Origin of the sequence: Martinezella lusitana (genome assembly GCF_016901135.1) — a bacterium.
GTDB classification, from domain to species: domain Bacteria; phylum Pseudomonadota; class Alphaproteobacteria; order Rhizobiales; family Rhizobiaceae; genus Rhizobium; species Rhizobium lusitanum_D.
This window is the reverse complement of record NZ_JAFEVL010000073.1, coordinates 234,932-253,374: the sequence shown is the minus strand read 5'-3', so window position 1 is coordinate 253,374 and position 18,443 is coordinate 234,932. Positions and strand designations below refer to the sequence as shown.

Sequence of the window (18,443 nt, the reverse complement as noted above, 5' to 3'; positions counted from 1 at the left end):
GAGATCACCATGAAATCATTGACTTATGCCGCCTTCGCCCTGCTTTTGGTCGCGACCGCGGCTCATGCCGAGGACGCCATTGCGCCCGACCGTATCATCGACGCGGCGATCGGCGACTGGAACAAGGACGGCAAGCCGGATCTCGCCCTGCTGGTCGCATCGGCTCCCGACGACCAGGCTGATAATCCGATCGGCATCTACATCTACCTGCGCGGTGGCGAACATTCGCTGCTGAAGCTGGCAGTCAGTGCGCCGAACAAGATATGGGGCAGCGTGGGGCCTGACGGCATGGTCGGCCAGGAACCGTCGATCGCGGCGCTGCCGAACGGATCCATCACCGTTACGTCGCAAAATGACAGCGTCGGACGCGATCGTTGGGAGCAGACGTTGACACTCGCCTATCGCAACAACGGCTTCGTCGTTGCCGGCTATACCTATGTGTCCCGCGATACGCTCGAACCCGATTCCGGCTACAGCTGCGACTACAATGTCCTGACCGGCAAGGCGACGAAGAACGGCAAGGATATGAAGGCAGACGCCAGAACGGTCAAAATCGAGGACTGGCAGGACGACTTCGGCCAGAAAATCTGCGGAGACGGCCAATAGCAAGCACTCCGTTTGTTCACTATATGTTCTTTACAAGCTGCGCATTCAATGGCATTGTGATCGCTCACCATCATTGGAGAGGGCCATGCCGGATCTTGCCGAGCTGAACGATTTCATTGTCATCGCCAAGGCCGAGACCTATGTCGGAGATGGCGAGAGGCTGCCGTCCTGCCGAAGCGGCTCGCATGACATCGGCTATGCCAATGGCCGCTGGCGCTATCTCGACAGCTATTTCGGCGGCACGGATTTCGCCGGGCAGGAGCTGATCTGGCATGACGACGAGCCGGTCTGGGCGATGAACTATTTCGGCCGCATCGTCGAGCACGACCTGATCGACGGGCGAAGCGCCGGCATGGTCATCAAATCCGCGCTGCTGCGGCTCTATCTCGATGAGAAACGCTTTCTCGGCGGCTTCGAATTCGAGCACGCCTTCGGCCGTTACGTCGATCGCAGCACCGGCGGCTGCGACCATTTTATCGGTCACGAGGTCATCATGGTGAAGGAACGCAAGGCCTACGAGCTGGATTATCGCGGCGGTCTGATCGTTCCGTAACGGGCGATCAGACCTCGACCACCTTGCCTTCGCTCAATGTGACACGGCGGTCCATGCGGACTGCGAGTTCGTGATTGTGCGTGGCGATCAATGCCGCCAGACCCGACTGCCGCACCAGCGCTTCAAGGGCATCGAAGACATAATGCGCCGTTGCGGGATCGAGATTGCCTGTCGGTTCATCGGCCAGCAGCACCAGAGGCGCATTGGCGACGGCGCGAGCAATGGCGACACGCTGCTGTTCGCCGCCGGACAATTCGGCCGGGCGATGATCGCCGCGATGGCCGATGCGCATGTAATCGAGAAGCTGGGCGGCGCGCTCACTCGCCTCCTTGCGTGAGAGGCCCGAGATCAGCTGCGGCATCATGATGTTTTCAAGCGCCGAAAATTCCGGCAGCAGGTGATGGAACTGATAGACGAAGCCGATCTCGCTGCGACGAACAGCCGTGCGCTTGTCGTCGGACAGGCCTTCGCATGCCTGGCCGTTGATCAGCACTTCGCCGCTATCGGGATGCTCGAGCAGGCCGGCCACATGCAGGAGTGTCGACTTGCCGGTGCCTGATGGAGCGACCAGTGCGACGATCTCGCCACTGCGCAGGGCGAAATCGGCTCCCTTCAGGATCGATAGCTGGGTATCGCCTTGCCCGTAATGACGCTCCACGCCCGAAAGCTGGAGAACGACGTTGCCTTTCATCAAATGCGGATTCCTTATTCGTAGCGCAGCGCCTGCACCGGATCGAGCCGTGAGGCACGCCAGGCCGGAAAGATCGTGGCAAGGAAAGACAGCGTCAGGGCCATAACGACGACGGAGACGGTCTCGCTCATATTCATCTGGGCCGGCAGCTTGCTGAGGAAGTAGACCTCCGGATTGAAGATCACCGTGCCCGAAATCCAGGAGAAGAACTGACGGATGGACTCGATGTTCAGGCAGACCAGAACACCGAGCAGAACGCCGGCGAATGTGCCGACGAGGCCGATGGCGGCACCCGTCATGAAGAAGATGCGCATGATCGCCCCGGACGTCGCGCCCATGGTGCGCAGAATGGCGATATCGCTGCCCTTGTCCTTCACCAGCATGATCAGACCGGAAATGATATTTAGCGCAGCCACGAGGACGATCAGCGTCAGGATCATGAACATGGTGTTGCGCTCGACCTGCAGCGCCGAGAAGAAAGTCTCGTTGACCTGCCGCCAGTCGGTCAGGAACACTTGCCGGCCCGCGGCAGCCTCGATCTTCGGCCTGAGATCATCGACGTCATCCGGATTGCTGACGAAGAGTTCTATCTTCTCGACGATGCCCTCGGCGTTGAAAAAGAGCTGCGACTCCTCCAGCGGCATGAAGACGACGGAGGAATCATATTCGGACATGCCGACCTCGAAGAGGCCCGAGATCGTATAGGCCTTGACGCGCGGATTGACGCCGAAAGGCGTCACGTCGCCATCGGGCGCCGTCAGCGTGATCTGGTCGCCGACCGTCAGGCCAAGCTGCCGCGCAAGGCGCGTACCCACCAGCACGCCCTGCCCCGAGGCAAAGCCGACCATGTCGCCGGAGACGATATGATCGGAAACGGTTTTGAGCTTGGTCATATCCTCGGCGCGGATGCCGCGCACCAGCGCGCCGGTGCCCGAGCCGCCGCGTCCGGATGCGAGCGTTTCGCCCTCGACGAGCGGCAAGGCCATGGTGACGCCCGGAACGGCAGCAAACCTCTTTGCCAGCTCAGCATAATCATTCAGCGGCGAATCGATCGGCTGTACGACGACATGACCGTTGAAGCCGAGGATCTGCTTGAAGAGCTCGGCGCGGAAGCCGTTCATGACGGCCATGACGATGATCAGCGCGGCGACACCCAGCATGATGCCGACCAGCGAGAAGCCGGCGATGACAGAAATCGACGCCTCCTTGCGCCGGGAGCGAAGATAGCGCCAGGCGACAAGCCGTTCGAAGCCGGAAAACGGTCGAGACGATGGGCTGGCCTTGGACGAATTTTCCTGCTGTACCACTGCCACGTTCACCGCCATTCGCCTTCCATCCTGTCTTTCGCTAGAGCCGGATGATTTAGGTCGATCCGACCTAAATCTAAATCCGCTCTAGAATCAAAGAGGTAGAGCATGATGTCGTCCGAAAACCGCCCACACTTTTCGGCATCATGCTCTAGTCAGCCTGCCAGCCGTTTGATGGCCGCTTCGACCGTCATCGTCTCGCGAGCACCGGTCTTGCGGTCCTTCACTTCCACTTCGCCGCTCGCGATCGAACGCGGCCCGACGATGAGCTGAACGGGCACGCCGATCAGATCCGCCGTCGCGAACTTCGTTCCGGCACGATCATCGCGATCGTCAAGCAGCACATCCTTGCCGGCCTTCGACAGGGCGGCATAGACTGTTTCGCAAGCCTCGTCACACGCTTGATCGCCGGCCTTCATGTTGATCACCACGACGTCAAACGGCGCAACCGAAGCAGGCCAGATGATTCCGTTCTCGTCATGCGATGCTTCGATGATGGCGGGAACAAGGCGTGTCGGGCCGATACCGTAAGATCCCATGTGGACAGCATGTTCCTTGCCGTCGGGACCCTGCACCTTCGCACCCATCGGCTCGGAATATTTCGTGCCGAAATAGAAGATATGGCCGACTTCGATGCCACGAGCCGACAGGCGCTCGCCTTCGGGGATGGCGTTGAAGGCCGCTTCATCATGCATTTCAGAGGTTGCCGCGTAAAGCGACGTCCACTTGTCGAAGATGCCCTTCAATCCGGCGGCATCATCGAAGTTCGTGTCTTCCGCCGGAATGTCGAAATTGACGAAATCCTTATGGCAGAAGACTTCGGATTCGCCGGTATCGGCGAGGATGATGAACTCGTGGCTGAGCTCGCCGCCGATGGGGCCGGTGTCGGCGCGCATGGGAATTGCCCGAAGACCAAGGCGGTCGAAGGTGCGCAGATATGCCGTAAACATCTTGTTGTAGGCAACCACGGCGCCTTCCTGCGTCAGATCGAAGGAATAGGCGTCCTTCATCATGAATTCGCGCGAGCGCATGGTGCCGAAGCGCGGACGGATCTCGTCGCGGAATTTCAGCTGGATATGATAGAGATTGAGCGGCAGGTCCTTATAGGACTTGACGTAGGACCGGAAGATGTCGGTGATCATCTCCTCGTTCGTCGGGCCATAAAGCATGGGCCGATCCTGCCGATCCTTGATGCGCAGCATTTCCTTGCCATAGGCGTCGTAGCGGCCGCTCTCCTGCCAGAGCTCGGCCGACTGCAGCGTCGGCATCAAAAGCTCGATGGCGCCGGAACGATTCTGCTCCTCGCGGATGATCTTGTTGACCTTGTCGAGCACGCGCTTGCCCAGCGGCAGCCAGGAATAGATGCCTTGCGACTGCTGGCGGATCATGCCGGTACGCAGCATGAGCCGATGAGAAACAATTTCAGCCTCTTTAGGATTTTCCTTCAGAATGGGCATGAAGTAACGAGACAGACGCATGACGCTTGTTCCAGAGGTTTGACGATCCGCTGCTGGCGGAATCGTTAGCAAATTGTGTACTGGAGGCAGTTCATAACTGCTTCGGCGCAGGAAGGAAACCCGCATTCGACGCGTAGGGAATGCGAGAAACGCCCACGAATGCGGGCGATGTGACATATTTCTGCGATTTCGAAAAAACGCACGTTTGTAAGGATTTACGACGAAATTCCGTCAACAGAAAAATTCTGCGCGACTGTAGCAAAAAAGCAAAAAAATAGATGACAAAGCTCAATCTTTGAGCTAATTTTAGCTCACAAAAGAGGCAGGAAGGCTAAATTCTTGCCGTTTCGCGGTCAAGTCTTGGGAGGATCAGATCTTAGGCGCGCTCGTCGCTGCCCCGGTAACGGATAAGGATCACGCGATACTTTAAAACAAGGCTTATAGCCTTGTTTTTTTTTGCTTTTCGCCTTGGCTAGCTATCTGCCAACTGCCTCGACAGACGCATCAGAAGGCTCCTCCGCCAACCCATTGCAGCCATCGTCCATGGATTCTTTGCTTCACAAAGATGACAGGCGTGTGACGAATTGAAAGCGATCGCGAGGCGATTGGTGTCCAGGCAATTCCGACCACAATTTCCGATAGGTTATTTGTCGTAGTTCGGAACGAACCGCGGAATGGAGTCGACGCTCAGTCCGAAATAGTGCGAGGCGACATACCAGGCACCATAGATGAGGGCCGATACCAGCGTCGTGAAGAACACCACTCTCCAGGCGCGGAATTTCGTCGGTGCGCTTTCGACAGTGCCTAAGACCACGTGTTTGTCCTCGGCCTGGGTGCGCAGGCCGAATGGAAGGACCGCAAAAAGCGTGATCCACCAGATGACGAAATACACCGCGAGACTCGCTACAATCTGCTGGATCATTCTGCTCCCTTAAGACGAGCCTGCTCGCCTCTTCCTCTTCCAAGTTGCTTATAGGGGCAAAGCAGTCGCGTTTCAAAGCGCCGTCCAGCGCTTTAATGTCACACTTGCTCGAGCTCGATCAGCGTGCCGAAGAAATCCTTCGGGTGCAGGAAGAGCACCTGCTTGCCATGCGCACCGATCTTCGGCTCGCCATCTCCAAGCACCCGAGCACCTGCGGCGACCAGCTGGTCGCGTGCCGCAAGGATATCGGCAACTTCGTAACAGATATGATGCATGCCGCCGTCGGGGTTCTTCACGAGGAAAGCGGCGATCGGCGAGGCCTCGCCCAATGGCTCGAGCAGTTCGACCTTGCTGTTCGCCAGCTCGACGAAGACGACCGTGACGCCATGTTCCGGCAATGCCTGCGGCGCGGACACCTTAGCGCCGAGTGTTTCGCGATAGGTTCTCGAAGCGGCGGCTATATCCGGAACGGCAAGCGCGATGTGATTGATGCGTCCAAGCACGGATCTTTCCTCCCCGATCGGATCACGGGTCTCAGCCGGCAGCGCGCGTGACGAACACCGTTACGAAAGGCTTCTTTCCCCATCCGTGATTGGCGGCGGAGCGCACGGCACGACGGGCTGCCTCCTGCAGCATGGCCAGATCCTTGCGGCGGGCGCGCGGAATGCTCTCGATGGCGCTGACGAGGGCGTCGAAGAGCGTGTCCTCCATCTCCTCGCCTTCGTCATCATAGGCCGGCAGGCCGATCGGCACGATATCCGGATCGCCGACGATGTCGTAACGGGCATCGAGCACGAGATTGACGGCGACATGGCCGACATAGGACAGCTTCTTGCGTTCGCCGATGCCCATCTCGTCGAAATCGCCAATCAGTATGCCGTCCTTGAAGATACGCCCATGCGGCGCCTCGCCGATCACCTCGACCGGTCCCGGCGCGAGGCGCAATATGTCGCCATTGCGAACCTTCGGCACGGTGGCGATACCGGACTGTTCGGCCAGTTCTTTGTGCGCGCTCAGATGCGTCGGCTCGCCATGCACAGGCACGACGACCTTCGGCCGCGTCCACTCATACATCTTCTGCAGCTCATTGCGCCGGGGATGGCCGGATACGTGCACGAGCGCTTCGGCATCCGTCACGACATGCACACCCTGTTCGATCAGGCCGTTCTTGATGTCCTGGATGGCCTTCTCGTTGCCGGGGATGGCACGCGAGGAAAAGACGACGATATCGCCTGATGCCAGCGCGACGTGGCGCATTTCGTCCCTTGCCAGCTTGGCAAGGGCGGCGCGCGGCTCACCCTGGCTGCCGGTCAGGATGACCACGACCTTGTCGCGCGGGATATAGCCATACTCATCCTCGGCAATGAACGGCTTGATGCCTTCCATGAGACCGACATCGCGGGCGACGTCGACGACACGCTTCAGCGAACTGCCCAACAGCAGCACTTCGCGACCCGCTGCCTCGGCAGCCTCGGCAACAGTGCGGATGCGGCCGACATTCGAGGAGAAGGTGGTGATCGCTACCCGGCCTTCGGCATTCTCGATGATCTTGCGCAGGCTTTCGGAAACGTCCTTTTCCGAGGGCGAGACGCCATCGCGCAGGGCATTGGTGGAATCGCACATCAGCGCCAGGACGCCTTCGTCGCCCAGCTGCCGGAAGCGGGTCTCGTCGGTGAGCGGCCCGAGCGAAGGCTCGTGGTCGATCTTCCAATCGCCGGTATGAATGACGTTGCCGAGCGGCGTGCGGATCATCAGCGACATCGGCTCGGGAATGGAGTGATTGACGGCGACGCCTTCGATGCTGAAGGGGCCGACATTGATGCGGTCGCCGGCCTTGAACGGGGTGATCGGGATCTGACCCATGGTCTTTTCATAGTCGCGCTTGGCTTCCAGCAGGCCGGCGGTAAAGCCCGAGGCATAAACGGGGACGTTCAGGCCCGGCCAGAGATCGCTCAGCGCGCCGTAGTGATCCTCATGCGCGTGGGTAATGATGATGCCCTTGAGGTTCTTGCGCTCCTTGGCGAGAAAGCGGATATCCGGCAACACCAGATCCACTCCCGGCAGATCCGGTCCAGGAAACGTGACGCCGCAATCGACCATGATCCACTGGCGATGCTCCGGCGTACCATAGCCATACAGAGCGAGATTCATACCGATCTCGCCGACGCCGCCGAGTGGCAGAAACACCAGTTCGTCTTGTTTCGCCATTTCGTTCCCAACCATTACCTAAAGAAAACATCGCCCGCCGCGATCGGCATAGTCCTGCCGTCTTCGGTCTCGAGCATCAACAAGCCATTATCATCGATTCCGACGAAATGGCCTAAAATCGACTTGTCCGGCAAGTTCACCGTGATCTTTTCACCGACGCCACAGGCCGCCTCGCGCCAGCGAGCCGTGACCTCCCGAATGCCCTTGCCGCTGTTCCAAATATCAAGGGCTTCGGCCATCGCCGCATAGAGATGGGCAAACAATTCATCAGGCGAGACCATCGAGCCCTGCTGTCGCAGGCAGGTGACCGGATACATCGGATTGTCGGGCATAACGGCGACGTTGATGCCGATACCGATGACAAGCGCATAGCGCCCATCGGGCAAGGCCTCGCCCTCGAGCAGGATACCGCAGGTCTTCTTGCGGCCGATCAGGATATCGTTCGGCCACTTGATCTCGACCGGTTCGGCGGCCAGCGGCAGCACGCTGCGCACCGCCTGATGCACGGCAATTGCGACTGCAAGCGGCAGGGAGCCGAGACGGTCCATCGGAGCAGGATCGATCAACAGAAGAGATGCATAGAGATTACCGCGCTCGGATACCCAGGGGCGGCCGCGGCGACCACGTCCACCGGTCTGACGTTCGGCGGTGACCCAAAGGTTTCCGCGATCGCCCGCACGTGCCCGTTCCAGGCACTCGCTGTTGGTGGAACTTGTCTCTGAAAGGGCATCATGCCGGAAGTCGGCGAGCGACTTCCGGCTATTCATATCAGACGCCATCAAAACAGCGTCGCGGCAGCCAGATCGGCAGCACCGCCGATAGCGCCGCCGAAGAGGACGTAGCCGATCACGAACAAGCCCGAGAGGCCGAAAACCAGGCGCAGCGAACCGGCCGTGCGGGTGAATTCGTCCTTGGCTTCGTCAAACCACATGACCTTGATGACGCGCAGATAGTAGTAGGCGCCAACGACCGAGGAGAGAACACCGATGATGGCGAGCGCATAGAGATGCGCCTGGATCGCTGCGACGAAAACGAAGTACTTTCCGAAGAAGCCTGCCAGCGGCGGAATGCCGGCCAGCGAGAACATCAGTGCCGTCAGCACGACGGCCATGAAGGGGTTGGTCGTCGAAAGACCGGCGAGATCATCGACATTCTCAACCTGACGGCCGTCCTTGCGGCGCATCGCCATGATGATGGCAAAGGTACCGAGGGTCATGACCATGTAGATGACCATGTAAAGCATGACGCCGGATACGCCGGTCTTGGTGCCGGCGGCAAGGCCGACCAGCGCATAGCCCATGTGACCGATCGAGGAATAGGCCATCAGTCGTTTGAAGTTGCGCTGACCGATCGCGGCGAAGGAGCCGAGCACCATCGAGGCGATCGAGATGAAGACGATGATCTGCTGCCAGTCGGCAAGCACCGGATGGAACGCGGTGATGACGATGCGGGTCAGGATCGCCATGGCAGCGACCTTCGGCGCAGCCGCGAAGAAGGCGGTGACCGGCGTCGGCGCGCCTTCGTAAACATCCGGCGTCCACATATGGAACGGCACGGCGGAGATCTTGAAGGCCAGACCGGCAAGGACGAAAACCAGACCGAAGACGAGGCCGAGCGAGCGGGTCTCGGCGCTGAGCGCCGTGGCAATGGCATCGAAGGTTGTGTGGCCGGTGAAGCCGTAGACCAGCGACATACCGTAGAGCAGCATGCCGGAAGAGAGCGCGCCAAGCACAAAGTACTTCAGGCCGGCTTCGGTCGACTTCAGGTTGTCGCGGTTGATGGCGGCAACGACGTAGAGCGCCAGCGACTGCAGTTCCAGCGACAGGTAGAGCGAGATCAGGTCATGCGCCGAGATCATCAGCAGGATGCCGAGGGTCGCCAGCAGCAGAAGCACCGGGAACTCGAAGCGATCGAGCTGCTGCTCGCGCGCCTGCCCCATGCTCATGAACATGGTGACGATCGAGCCGACCAGCGCGACGATCTTCATGAAGCGGGAGAAGCCGTCGGCGAGATAGGCGCCGCCATAAGCCAGGCCCTCGCCCGGGACGAAGATGATCCAGAGACCGGCCACCGCAAGAAGCGCGATGGCAAGACCGGTGACCATGGGTCCCGACCGCTCGCCTGAGAAGACGCCGATCATGAGCAACGCAAGCGCACCGACCGCGAGGATAAGCTCCGGAATGGAAAGATGCAGGCTTGCAAGAATTGTGTCAGCAGTCATGTCGAATAAGTCCCGTCATCAATTCATCGACAGCGCAACGTTTTGCGCAGCGTGCAGGGCAGCGGTATAGTTGTTTACCAGCAGATCCACCGAAGCGGCCGTGGCATCGAAGATCGGAGCCGGATAGACGCCGAACAGGATCGTCAGCGCGATCAGCGGATAAAGGATCAGCTGTTCACGCGGCGACAGATCCAGCAGCTTCTTCAGGTTCTCCTTATCCAGCACGCCGAAAATGACGCGACGGTAAAGCCAGAGCGCATAGGCGGCCGACAGGATCACACCAGTGGCGGCGAACAAAGCAACCCAGGTGTTGACGCGGAAGACGCCGATCAGGGTGAGGAATTCACCGATGAAGCCGGAGGTGCCGGGCAGGCCGACATTGGCCATGGTGAAGACCATCATCGCCACGGCATATTTCGGCATGTTGTTGACCAGGCCGCCATAAGCCGCGATCTCGCGGGTATGGGTGCGGTCGTAGATCACGCCGACGCAGAGGAAGAGAGCGCCCGAGACGATGCCATGCGACAGCATCTGGAAGATCGCGCCCTGGACGCCCTGCTGGTTGGCCGCGAAGATACCCATCGTCACGTAGCCCATGTGGGCGACCGAGGAATAGGCGATCAGCTTCTTGATGTCTTCCTGCATCAGCGCCACCAGCGAGGTGTAGATGATGGCGATGACCGACAGGGCGAAGACGAACGGCGCGAAGTATTCCGACGCATTCGGGAACATGCCGAGCGAGAAGCGGATGAGACCATAGCCGCCGAGCTTCAGAAGGATACCGGCCAGGATGACCGAGCCCGCCGTCGGCGCCTGAACGTGGGCGTCAGGCAACCACGTATGGACCGGCCACATCGGCATCTTCACCGCGAAGGAGGCAAAGAAGGCAAGCCATAACCACGTCTGCAGCTGCGGCGGGAACTTGTAGGCGAGCAGCGACGGGATGTCAGTCGTACCGGCCTGCCAGTACATCGCCATGATGGCCAGCAGCATCAGCACCGAGCCGAGCAGCGTGTAGAGGAAGAACTTGTAGCTGGCGTAGACGCGATCCTTGCCGCCCCAGACGCCGATGATCAGGAACATCGGAATGAGGCCGGCTTCGAAGAAGACGTAGAACAGCACGATATCCAGCGACACGAAAACGCCGACCATCATCGTCTCGAGGACGAGGAAGGCGATCATGTAGTCCTTCAGCCGCTTCTCGACCGAGAGCCAGCTTGCCAGCACGCAGAAGGGCATCAGGAAGGTCGACAGGATGACGAACAGCATCGAGATGCCATCGACACCCATGTGATAGCTGATGCCGCTGGTCAGCCAATCATGCTTCTCGATCATCTGGAAGCCCGGATTGGCATTGTCGAACCAGATCCAAACGAAGAGCGACACGATGAAGGTGAAGACCGTCGTCGCCAGAGAGATGTTCAGGATGTTGCGGCGACCGTTGGGTCCATCTTCCCGCGTGAACAGCAGGAGAAGGACACCCACGAGCGGCAGGAACGTGACCGTTGAAAGAATAGGCCAATCGGTCATCAGAGGGAACTCCCGAGCATCATCCAGGTAACGAGGGCTGCAATACCGAGCAGCATCGCGAAGGCATAGTGATAGAGATAGCCGGTCTGCAGGCGCACGACGCGGTTGGTGACATCGACGACGCGGGCGGCGACGCCGTTCGGGCCGATGGTGTCGATGACCCCGATGTCGCCCTTCTTCCAGAGGAAGCGGCCGAGCGCCTTGGCGGTGCGAACGAAGAGGAAGTCATAGAGCTCGTCGAAGTACCACTTGTTCAAGAGGAACTCGTAGAGCACGCGCTGCTGCTGGGCGAGCTTGCGCGGCGTCTCCGGCGACCTGATGTACATATACCAGGCGGTCACGAAACCGAGCACCATGGCGATGAACGGGCTGATGCTCACCCAAGCCGGAACATGTTCCATTTCTTCGAAGATATGGTTCGCAGGCAATGTGAACAGCGCAGTCTTCCAGAACTCGCCATAGGCCTCGCCGACGAAATCGCTTCTGAAGACCATGCCGGCGAGGACAGCCCCAAGCGCCAGCAGGTAGAGCGGGATCAGCATAACGTTCGGCGATTCATGCACGTGATGCATGACCTCGTGCGAAGCGCGAGGCTTGCCAAAGAAGGTCATGAAGATCAGGCGCCAGGAGTAGAAGCTGGTGAACAGCGCTGCGATGACCAAGAGCGTGAAGGCGAAGCCGGCGACCGAGCTGTGCGAAGCATAGGCAGCCTCGATGATCGCGTCCTTCGAAATAAAGCCGGCAAAACCGAAATGGGTGAAGGGAATGCCGACGCCGGTGATCGCCACCGTTCCGATAATCATCATCCAGAAGGTCTTGTTGATATGCGGACGAAGGCCACCCATGTGACGCATATCCTGCTCGCCGTCGACGGCATGGATGACCGAACCGGCGCAGAGGAACAGCAGAGCCTTGAAGAAGGCGTGCGTGAACAGGTGGAAGATGGCAGCGCCATAGGCGCCGACGCCGAGGGCAACGAACATGTAGCCAAGCTGCGAACAGGTCGAGTAGGCGATGACGCGCTTGATATCGTTCTGCACGAGGCCGACCGTTGCAGCGAAAAAGGCCGTGATTGCGCCGATGATGGTGACGAAGGTCAGCGCATCCGGCGAGAGTTCGAAGATCGGCGACATGCGGGCGACGAGGAAGACGCCGGCGGTGACCATGGTTGCGGCATGGATGAGCGCGGAGACTGGGGTCGGGCCTTCCATGGCGTCCGGCAGCCAGGTGTGCAGCATGAACTGCGCCGACTTACCCATCGCCCCCATGAAGAGCAGCAGGCAGACGCCGGTCAACGCATGCGCACGATCAAGCTGCATGCCGAAGAGGTTGAGCACGATATCGCCCGGCTGGCCACCCTGGCTCGCGGCGAAGCTCTGCGCATTGCCAAAGATCACATCGAAATTGATCGAGCCGAAGAGAGCGAAGACGCCGGCAATGCCGAGCACGAAACCGAAGTCGCCGACACGGTTGACAACGAAGGCCTTAATCGCAGCTGCCGATGCGGACGGCTTCGTGAACCAGAAGCCGATCAGCAGATAGGAGGCCAGACCGACGCCTTCCCAGCCGAAGAACATCTGAGCGAGGTTGTCCGACGTCACCAGCATCAGCATGGCGAAGGTGAAGAGCGAGAGATATGCGAAGAAGCGCGGACGATGCGGATCGTGATGCATGTATCCGATCGAATAGACGTGAACGAGGGTCGAAACCGTGTTCACGACGATCAGCATCACCGATGTCAGCGTATCGATGCGCAGCGACCAGGACGCGTCGATGCCGCCGGACTGGATCCAGCGCAGCACCTCGACCTTGATCGGGCCGTCGGTATGACCGAGCGCCACCGTGAAGAAGGCGACCCAGGACAGGATCGCGGCAATAATCATCAGGCCGGTGGTGATATATTCCGAAGCCTTGGCGCCGATGGCACGGCCGAAAAGGCCGGCGATGATCGCGCCGATCAGAGGAAGAAAGACGATAGCCTTATATAAAAACATAGCTGTATCAGCCCTTCATCATGTTGACGTCTTCAACGGCGATGGAGCCGCGGTTACGGTAGAAGACGACGAGAATTGCAAGACCGATGGCAGCCTCGGCGGCGGCGACGGTCAAAATGAACAGAGCGAAGACCTGGCCGACGATGTCGTTGAGGAACGACGAGAAGGCGACCATGTTGATGTTGACCGCGAGCAGTATGAGTTCGACGGACATCAAGATGATGATGACATTCTTACGGTTGAGAAAAATACCGAAGACGCCGAGCACGAAGAGAATGGCGCTGACCGTCAGGTAGTGGGAAAGTCCAATGACCATGTTCTTGTTCCTTTGATCCTCGTGCCCCGTCTCAGACGCCCTGCCCCGGCTTGACCTTGACCACCTCGACGGCGGTCGCGGGCGTGCGGGCGACCTGTTGGGAAATATTCTGGCGCTTGATGTGCGTGCGATGCTTCAGCGTCAACACGATCGCACCGATCATCGCGACGAGAAGCACAAGGCCGGCGATTTCGAAGAAGTAAACGTAGTTGGTATAGAGCACGTCGCCGAGGGCGGCCGTGTTCGTCCGCTCGGTCACGGCCGGGATCGGCATGGCGACCGTCTTGGCGATCTGAGGCGAGATCACGCTGCCGCCGACAACAACGATGAGCTCGGCGGCAAGGATGACGCCGATCAATGCGCCGATCGGTGCATATTCCAGAATGCCGGCCCTGAGCTCGGAGAAATCGATATCGAGCATCATCACGACGAACAGGAAGAGAACCGCCACGGCGCCGACATAGACGACCAGCAGGATCATCGCCAGGAATTCAGCCCCCAACAACAGGAAGAGGCCGGCCGCGTTGAAGAAAACCAGGATGAGGAACAGGACCGAATGGACCGGATTCCGCGCCGAGATAACCATGAACGCCGACGCCACCGCGACAAAGGCGAAGATGTAGAAAAAAAGAGCCTGCAGACCCATGTTGGTGCCTTTTTCGTCTTCCCCCGGGCAGCCGGGAGTATCCCTGCCCGATGGAGCTCAGCCTGACATTCGTCCGGCAAAGCCCCGGTCTATATTCAACCGCGACGACGACAACCTTGGCCGGTCGTCGCGGCATATTCAAAACACCGCTTAGCGGTAGGGCGAATCAATCGCGATGTTGTGCGCGATCTCGCGTTCCCAGCGGTCACCGTTTTCCAAAAGCCGCGCCTTGTCGAAGTAGAGCTCTTCGCGGGTTTCGGTGGCGAATTCGAAGTTCGGCCCTTCGACGATGGCGTCAACCGGGCATGCTTCCTGGCAAAAGCCGCAATAGATGCACTTCACCATGTCGATGTCGTAACGCACCGTGCGGCGGGTGCCGTCGTTGCGGCGCGGCCCGGCCTCGATCGTGATGGCCTGGGCAGGACAGATGGCTTCGCAAAGCTTGCAGGCGATGCAGCGCTCTTCACCGTTCGGATAGCGGCGCAGCGCATGCTCGCCACGGAAGCGCGGGCTGACCGGCCCCTTTTCGAACGGATAATTGATCGTCGCCTTCTGCTTGAAGAAGTAACGCATCGACAAAAAGAACGCGCCGACAAATTCCTTGAGGAACAGCGAGCTGACGGCGTTGGAAATTCCGGCCATCTTCAATCTCCAAATCTGCTTGAAGCGAGGATCGACATGATCATGCCCATCCCGTCAGCTTCAGCACGAATGCAACGATAACGACCATGGCGAGCGACAGCGGCAGGAACACCTTCCAGCCGAGGCGCATGAGCTGGTCGTAGCGGTAGCGTGGCACGAAAGCCTTCACCATAGCGAACATGAAGAAGACGAGGCACGACTTCAGCAGGAACCAGATGATGCCCGGAACCCAGTTGAGGATCCAGATATCCACCGGAGGCAGCCAGCCACCGAGGAAGAGGATTGTCGTCAGCGAGCACATGAGAACGACGGCGGCATATTCGCCAAGCATGAACATCATGTATGGGGAGGAACCGTATTCGACCATGAAGCCGGCAACCAGCTCCGATTCCGCTTCCGGAAGATCGAAGGGTGGACGGTTTGTTTCTGCCAGCGCCGAGATGAAGAACACGATGAACATCGGGAACAGCGACAGCCAGTGCCAGTCGAGGAACGACGCCGGCAGGCCGAGCTTGGTTCCGAGGCCCGTCTGCTGCGAGAGCACGATATCCGTGAGGTTCAGCGAACCGACGCAAAGCAGCACGGTGACGATGACAAGGCCGATCGAGACTTCGTAGGACACCATCTGCGCTGCCGAGCGCAGCGCGCCGAGGAACGGATACTTCGAGTTCGAAGCCCAGCCGCCCATGATGATGCCGTACACTTCAAGCGACGAGATCGCCAGAATGTAGAGAATGCCGACGTTGATATCGGCGATGACCCAGTGCTGAGCCACCGGCACGACGGCCCAGGTGGACAGTGCCAGCACCACGGAAACCAGCGGTGCCAGCAGGAACACGGTCTTGTTGGCGCCCGCCGGAATGATCGGCTCCTTGACCATGAACTTCAGGAGGTCGGCGAAGGACTGAAACAGGCCGAAGGGGCCGACGACGTTCGGACCGCGACGCAGCTGAACCGCCGCCCAGATCTTGCGGTCGGCAAGAAGGATATAGGCAATGAAGATCAGCAGGCAAACCAGCAGCAGCAGAGACTGGCCGATCATGATCAGCGCCGGCCAGAGATAGGTCGAAACGAATGAATCCATAGTCCTCTGCCCTTACTCTGCCGCAGCCTGGAAGTTGTTGCGGGCCAATGCCGAGCACTCAGCCATGACAGCCGAGGCGCGTGCTATCGGGTTCGTCAAATAGAAGTCTTTGATCGGCGAAGCAAACGCCGATTTGCCCATCACAGCGGCTTTTTTCCCGAGTGCGACAATTTGGGCGCTATCGGTTTCGGCAATCTCGTCGACGCCGGCGAAATGCGGGAAGGCTGCATAGAGCTTGGAGCGCAATTCCCTCAGCGAATCAAAGGGAAGCTTCTTGCCGAGCACATCGGAAAGAGCGCGGATGACAGCCCAGTCCTCGCGGGCATCGCCCGGCGCGAAACCGGCCCGGTTGCCCATCTGGACGCGGCCTTCGGTGTTGACCCAGGTACCCGACTTTTCGGTGTAGGTCGCAGCCGGAAGGATGACGTCGGCGTTCTGAGCGCCCTCGTCGCCATGCGAGCCGATGTAGACGATGAACTTCGCGCCCTTGCGGCTGAAATCGAGCTCATCGGCGCCAAGCAGGAAGAGCACGTCCATCGACGACAGCATGGCAGCCGCATTGACGCCCTTTGCGCCCGGCACGAAGCCGAGATCGAGGCCGCCGACGCGCGACGCTGCCGTGTGCAGCACGGCGAAACCGTTCCAGCCGTCCTTGACGACACCGACGGCTGCGGCGAGCTTGGCCGCATTTGCCAGCACCGCTGCGCCGTCTTCGCGGATCAGCGCGCCCTGGCCGATGATGATCATCGGCTTCTGAGCGTTCTTCAAAACGTCGGCGAAGCTATGCGAACCGCTGACGATATCGGCCAGCGTCTCCGGACCGGCGCCGAGATAATCGTAGGAGTAGCGCAGGTCCGCATGTTCGCCGATCACGCCGATCGGGAACTTGCCCCGGCGCCAGCGCTTGCGGATGCGCGAGTTCATCACCGCCGCCTCGAAGCGCGGATTGGTGCCGATCATCAGCAGCGCATCGGCGGCTTCGATGCCTTCGATGCTCGGGCTGAAGATGTAGCTTGCGCGGCCGAACGACGGATCAAGCGCCGTCCCGTCCTGGCGACAGTCGAGATTTTCCGACCCGAGCGATTTCAGCAGTTCGGACAGAGCATACATTTCCTCGACGGAAGCGAGATCGCCGGCAATGGCGCCGATCTTGTCGCCGCTCGTGGCTGAAACGGCCGACTTGATGGCGGCAAAGGCATCGCCCCAGGTCGCCGGCTGCAGGCGGCCGTCCTTGCGGACGTAAGGCTTGTCGAGGCGCTGCGTCTTCAGGCCGTCCCAAATGAAGCGGGTCTTGTCGGAGATCCACTCTTCATTGATCTGCTCGTTGACGCGCGGCAGCACGCGCATGACTTCGCGGCCGCGGGTATCGACGCGAATGGCGGAGCCAAGCGCGTCCATGACGTCGATCGATTCGGTCTTGTTCAGCTCCCACGGGCGGGCGGTGAAGGCGAAGGGCTTCGAGGTCAGCGCGCCGACCGGGCAAAGGTCGACGACGTTGCCCTGCAACTCGGAGGTCATCGCCTGCTCGAGATAGGTGGTGATCTCGGCATCTTCGCCGCGGCCGATCAGGCCGAGCTCGGAAATGCCCGCAACTTCCGTCGTGAAGCGGACGCAGCGCGTGCAGTGGATGCAGCGGTTCATGACGGTCTTGACGAGCGGGCCGATATACTTGTCCTCGACGGCGCGCTTGTCTTCCTGATAGCGCGAGCTGTCGATGCCGAAGGCCATGGCCTGGTCCTGCAGGTCGCATTCGCCGCCCTGGTCGCAGATCGGGCAATCCAGCGGATGGTTGATCAGCAGGAATTCCATCACGCCTTCGCGGGCCTTCTTGACCATCGGCGTGTTGGTGAAGACTTCCGGAAGCTCGCCGTTCGGGCCGCCGCGAATATCGCGCACGCCCATGGCGCAGGAAGCCTGCGGCTTCGGCGGGCCACCCTTGACCTCGACGAGGCACATGCGGCAATTGCCGGCCACCGACAGTCGTTCATGGAAGCAGAAGCGCGGGACTTCGGCGCCGGCTTCCTCGCACGCCTGGATAAGCGTGTAGTGATCCGGAACTTCGATCTCTTTACCGTCAATCTTCAGTTTAGCCATCGTCCACTCAGTCCTATGTCACGTCTGCCGCCGAACCTGGCCGCGGACAATTTCATAATCGCAAGACCAGCTTGCCACCGGCACGGCACGAAACCGCGTGGCACCGGTTTGCTCACAATACGCTTTGCCCAATCTTGTCCCCGCAAGACCAGCGCGCCGGCCGAAACATCGG

General features: G+C 59.8%; 17 protein-coding genes. 2 read left to right on the top strand and 15 right to left on the bottom strand.

All coding sequences use genetic code 11. From position 1 onward, the window contains the following. Positions 1 to 9: 9 nt before the first annotated feature. Positions 10 to 606, top strand: a complete 597-nt coding sequence (locus JTP94_RS30870) for a hypothetical protein (RefSeq protein WP_204854201.1) — start codon at positions 10 to 12, stop codon at positions 604 to 606. A gap of 85 nt (positions 607 to 691) precedes the next feature. Continuing rightward, positions 692 to 1,159 (top strand): DUF5680 domain-containing protein, encoded by a 468-nt coding sequence (locus JTP94_RS30865; protein WP_204854200.1) that lies wholly within the window; start codon positions 692 to 694, stop codon positions 1,157 to 1,159. A 7-nt stretch (positions 1,160 to 1,166) separates the two neighbouring features. On the opposite strand, the gene JTP94_RS30860 is transcribed toward JTP94_RS30865, so the two are convergent. From JTP94_RS30860 to nuoG, 15 genes are all read right to left on the bottom strand, one after another. Next, the gene (locus JTP94_RS30860; RefSeq protein ID WP_037194272.1) at positions 1,167 to 1,850 is read right to left on the bottom strand and encodes an ABC transporter ATP-binding protein; all 684 of its coding nucleotides are present in this window, start codon (positions 1,848 to 1,850) and stop codon (positions 1,167 to 1,169) included. Positions 1,851 to 1,864: 14 nt separating this feature from the next. Continuing rightward, positions 1,865 to 3,175, bottom strand: a complete 1,311-nt coding sequence (locus tag JTP94_RS30855; RefSeq protein WP_204854199.1) for a lipoprotein-releasing ABC transporter permease subunit — start codon at positions 3,173 to 3,175, stop codon at positions 1,865 to 1,867. Positions 3,176 to 3,312: 137 nt separating this feature from the next. Continuing rightward, positions 3,313 to 4,635 carry a proline--tRNA ligase gene (gene proS / locus JTP94_RS30850; protein ID WP_204854198.1) on the bottom strand — a complete coding sequence of 441 codons (1,323 nt, stop codon included), beginning with the start codon at positions 4,633 to 4,635 and terminating at the stop codon, positions 3,313 to 3,315. 622 nt (positions 4,636 to 5,257) lie between these two features. Continuing rightward, entirely contained in the window at positions 5,258 to 5,536 is a 279-nt protein-coding gene (locus tag JTP94_RS30845; RefSeq protein WP_204854197.1) for a DUF1467 family protein, read from the bottom strand. 98 nt (positions 5,537 to 5,634) lie between these two features. Continuing rightward, on the bottom strand, positions 5,635 to 6,039 hold the full coding sequence (gene mce, locus JTP94_RS30840) for a methylmalonyl-CoA epimerase (protein WP_204854196.1): 405 nt from the start codon (positions 6,037 to 6,039) through the stop codon (positions 5,635 to 5,637). A 31-nt stretch (positions 6,040 to 6,070) separates the two neighbouring features. After that, positions 6,071 to 7,744 carry a ribonuclease J gene (locus JTP94_RS30835; RefSeq protein WP_204854195.1) on the bottom strand — a complete coding sequence of 558 codons (1,674 nt, stop codon included), beginning with the start codon at positions 7,742 to 7,744 and terminating at the stop codon, positions 6,071 to 6,073. Between the two features lie 14 nt (positions 7,745 to 7,758). Next, complete coding sequence (locus JTP94_RS30830) at positions 7,759 to 8,523, bottom strand: biotin--[acetyl-CoA-carboxylase] ligase (RefSeq protein WP_204854194.1); 765 nt, start codon at positions 8,521 to 8,523, stop codon at positions 7,759 to 7,761. Next, the gene (gene nuoN / locus JTP94_RS30825) at positions 8,523 to 9,965 is read right to left on the bottom strand and encodes an NADH-quinone oxidoreductase subunit NuoN (RefSeq protein ID WP_034507506.1); all 1,443 of its coding nucleotides are present in this window, start codon (positions 9,963 to 9,965) and stop codon (positions 8,523 to 8,525) included. The genes JTP94_RS30830 and nuoN overlap by 1 nt, the downstream gene beginning before the upstream one ends. A gap of 18 nt (positions 9,966 to 9,983) precedes the next feature. Next, positions 9,984 to 11,495, bottom strand: a complete 1,512-nt coding sequence (locus JTP94_RS30820) for an NADH-quinone oxidoreductase subunit M (RefSeq protein WP_204854193.1) — start codon at positions 11,493 to 11,495, stop codon at positions 9,984 to 9,986. Further along, complete coding sequence (gene nuoL, locus JTP94_RS30815; protein ID WP_204854192.1) at positions 11,495 to 13,489, bottom strand: NADH-quinone oxidoreductase subunit L; 1,995 nt, start codon at positions 13,487 to 13,489, stop codon at positions 11,495 to 11,497. The genes JTP94_RS30820 and nuoL overlap by 1 nt, the downstream gene beginning before the upstream one ends. A 7-nt stretch (positions 13,490 to 13,496) precedes the next feature. Next, positions 13,497 to 13,805, bottom strand: coding sequence for an NADH-quinone oxidoreductase subunit NuoK (gene nuoK, locus JTP94_RS30810; RefSeq protein WP_034507513.1), 309 nt, complete (start codon positions 13,803 to 13,805; stop codon positions 13,497 to 13,499). A 31-nt stretch (positions 13,806 to 13,836) separates the two neighbouring features. Next, entirely contained in the window at positions 13,837 to 14,451 is a 615-nt protein-coding gene (locus JTP94_RS30805) for an NADH-quinone oxidoreductase subunit J (protein ID WP_037194252.1), read from the bottom strand. 150 nt (positions 14,452 to 14,601) lie between these two features. Further along, positions 14,602 to 15,093 (bottom strand): NADH-quinone oxidoreductase subunit NuoI, encoded by a 492-nt coding sequence (gene nuoI, locus JTP94_RS30800; protein WP_034507517.1) that lies wholly within the window; start codon positions 15,091 to 15,093, stop codon positions 14,602 to 14,604. Between the two features lie 40 nt (positions 15,094 to 15,133). Continuing rightward, positions 15,134 to 16,177, bottom strand: coding sequence for an NADH-quinone oxidoreductase subunit NuoH (nuoH, locus tag JTP94_RS30795; protein ID WP_204854191.1), 1,044 nt, complete (start codon positions 16,175 to 16,177; stop codon positions 15,134 to 15,136). A 12-nt stretch (positions 16,178 to 16,189) separates the two neighbouring features. Further along, on the bottom strand, positions 16,190 to 18,271 hold the full coding sequence (nuoG, locus tag JTP94_RS30790; protein ID WP_204854190.1) for an NADH-quinone oxidoreductase subunit NuoG: 2,082 nt from the start codon (positions 18,269 to 18,271) through the stop codon (positions 16,190 to 16,192). Positions 18,272 to 18,443 lie beyond the last annotated feature (172 nt).